This is a genomic window from Terriglobales bacterium (genome assembly GCA_035543055.1).
Taxonomy (GTDB): Bacteria; Acidobacteriota; Terriglobia; order Terriglobales; family Acidobacteriaceae; genus JAIQFD01.
Map to the genome: position 1 here is coordinate 1 of DATKKJ010000157.1, position 3028 is coordinate 3028.

Sequence of the window (3028 nt, forward strand, 5' to 3'; positions counted from 1 at the left end):
CAGAAGACCTGGGAGGAGCGGGGCCTGCGGGTGCGGGATTTAGTCGCCCCCGATCCGCTGTTCGTGGCAAGCCGGGCCGACTCGCTGGAACGGGCTGTCGTGAGCCTGCTGGGGCATGTGGAGCGTTGTCTGGAGTATTCCACTGAGAAGACAGCGACCCTGCGGGCCTCACGCCTTGCGGCCATGGCGCAGGTGGACATCAGTTGGCCGGGGTCGGCGCAGGAGCTCGAGGCGGCCGGTGAACGGCATGACGAGGACACAGCCTTTGAGAATGGCTATAGCTTCACCGCCTGCCGGGATCTCATACGCATCCATGGCGGGGAAGTGACGCTGACAACCTTCAAGGAGGGGCCTGCCCGCATGGAGATCGAGATCCCCCTGGCCGCTCTCGAGCTGACGGGAGGCGCCGCCCTCCCACGCGGCGCCGCGAAGGCAACGGCGCCTCTCACCGCGCTCGTGCTGGAGCCTGAACCGGAGGCCCGTCAATTGCTGGTTTCCTCGCTTTCAGATCTCGGACACCGTAGCGTCACCGCCGCCAGCGCGGAAGAGGCCGCGGAACTCGCCAAGCGCCTGCACTTCAATGTCTTCTTCTGTACTTCCGTTCTCCCGGGTGAGGGGTGGCCGGCGTGCTTCGAATCGTCGCGCGCGGATGTCCCGTCTTTCGTACTGCTCACCAGGGGACACGACCCTGCCTTGGCCGCCGTGCTGCCGGCCGGCCAGATCCGGGCGCTGGCCAAACCCGTGCGGCCCGACGAGCTTCACCGCTTGATTGCGGAATTGCCGCCTCGCGCCGCCGGCCCTGGACGCTAGACCGAAGTTCCACCCTTGATCGCATGTAGCGCCCTTTGCGGACAGCAGCTTGGGCGCATTTTCCCGCCATATTGTAGTCATGTAATTGTCAAGATTTCTCTTGATATTCCGTTCCACATGCTGTATCCTGTCTACATGTATGTGGCCGTTGTCCCCAACCGCTCCTCCCCGCCCGCCGTGCTCCTCCGCGAGAGCTTCCGCCAGAACGGCAAGGTCCATAACCGCACTCTGGCCAACCTCAGCCATTGGAGGGCGGAGAAGATCGAGGCCTTACGCCGAGTCCTGAAAGGCGACTACAAGGGCCTGCCCGCTCTGGAGTCCGCTTTCGACATCACCCGCTCGCTGCCGCATGGTCACGTGGCCGCGGTATTGGGCACCCTGCGCCATCTGCAACTGGACACCATCCTGGATTCCGGACCCAGCCGCCAACGCGAGGCGGCGTTGGCCTTGATCGCCGCCCAGGTTCTGGAGCCCTCCTCCAAACTGGCTACCAGCCGCTCGCTGCGTGCCGAAACCTGTCATCACACGCTGGGAGAGGAATTGAAGCTGAGCACGGTCAACGAGGATGACTTGTATGCGGCCATGGACTGGCTGGTGGCGCGCCAAGCCGCCATCGAAACCGCACTGGCACGCCGGCACCTGCGTTCTGGAACGTTGGTGCTCTACGATCTGACCTCGACCTACTTCGAAGGGCACCATTGCCCGTTGGCGCAGTATGGCTACTCGCGCGATGAGCGGCGCAGTAATCTGCAGATCGTCTTCGGCATTGTGTCCTCGGCCGAGGGCTGCCCGGTAGCGGTGGAGGTCTTCGAAGGCAACACCGGAGATCCCAAGACGGTGGCCGCGCAGGTGGCAAAACTGCGCCAGCGTTTTGGCCTGACGCGCCTCATTCTGGTGGGGGATCGCGGCATGCTGACCGAGAAGCGGATCGAGGAAGACCTACGCCCGCAGGAAGGACTGGAGTGGATCACGGCGCTGCGCGCGGCCCAGATTCAGAAACTCGCCAGCCAGGGCATGGTGCAGTTGTCGCTCTTTGACCAGCGCGACTTGGCCGAGATCCAGCATCCGGACTATCCCGGCGAGCGGCTGATCGTGTGCCGGAATCCGTTGCTGGCGGCCGAGCGGCGGCGCAAGCGTGGGGAGCTGATGGCGGTGGCGGAGAAGAAGCTGAAGGAGATCGAGGCCGCGACGAAACGGAAGCGGCAGCCTCTGCGGAGCGCGGAGAGGATCAGTTTTCTGGTGGGCAAGGCGCTGGGCCCTTGCAAGGTGGAGAAGTACTTCCTCTGGGAGGTTACGCCGCAGGGTCTGCGCTGGGAACGCAACCCGGAGCGCATCGCGCGCGATGCGGCCCTGGATGGGGTCTACGTGCTGCGGACCTGCGTCTCGGAGCAGTTTCTGAACCGGGAGCAGACGGTGCTGGCTTACAAGCGGCTGGCTGTTGTGGAGCGCGCGTTTCGCAGCCTGAAGAGCGTCGATCTGAATGTCCGCCCGATTCGTCATCGTGCGCCCGACCGGGTTCGCGCACATGTCTTCCTCGCCATGCTGGCCTACTACGTGGAGTGGCACATGCGCCAAGCGTTGGCGCCGGTGCTGTTCGATGACGAGCAGCGCGGCGACGCCAGGACTTCTCCCGTCGCGCCGGCGAGGCGATCCCCGGAGGCGCGCGAGAAAGCACGCCGCCGGCGGACTGCGGACGACTGGCCGGTGCAGAGCTTTCAGGACTGGCTGAAGGATCTGGGCACCATCGTCAGAAGCCGCATCCAACCGCGCCTGCGGTCCCTGTCCGCCTTCCAGGTGACCACCCGCCCGACCGCCTCACAGCAATATGCCCTTGCGCTGCTAAGCGTCAGGCTGTGAGGCAAACGTAGTCAGTAGGAAACTCCAGGTCGCGCCCCAACGCCCGCAGAATCAACAGATCCGCCTCCAGCCGGGGTGGAACTTCGGGCTAGTTATAGTTAACAGTTAGAGCTAGCGTTTCAGCCTGCGGATGGCGGCGGCGATTTCGCGGATGGTTTGTTCGTCCGACATCAGGACGCGGTGGGGCAGCCAGAAGGCGTCGCGGATGCACGCCTCGGCCACCGGGCACGGCTCGACGCGGCAGCCGCCCTGCTGATATAGGGGGTTTCCATAGAGAGTGTGCGGATAGAAGGGCGTGCAAGGGATCCCCTGCGCCGTGAGCGCCTTGTGGAACTCGTCGCGCGAAATCCCGAACCGCGGC

At 64.6% G+C, this 3028-nt stretch carries 3 protein-coding genes; 2 read left to right on the forward strand and 1 reads right to left on the reverse strand.

Going from position 1 to position 3028, the window contains the following annotated elements; genetic code table 11:
- Together VMS96_10675 and VMS96_10680 are read left to right on the forward strand one after the other, a co-directional pair.
- Positions 1-810 (forward strand): hypothetical protein (locus VMS96_10675; protein ID HVP43888.1); only part of this gene is annotated, 810 nt, incomplete at its 5' end.
- A gap of 117 nt (positions 811-927) precedes the next feature.
- A complete protein-coding gene (locus VMS96_10680; GenBank protein HVP43889.1) occupies positions 928-2667 on the forward strand; it encodes an IS1634 family transposase in 1740 nt (579 codons plus the stop codon).
- A gap of 111 nt (positions 2668-2778) precedes the next feature.
- On the opposite strand, the gene VMS96_10685 is transcribed toward VMS96_10680, so the two are convergent.
- Positions 2779-3028: DegT/DnrJ/EryC1/StrS family aminotransferase (locus tag VMS96_10685; GenBank protein HVP43890.1), on the reverse strand; the 250-nt coding region annotated here is incomplete at its 5' end.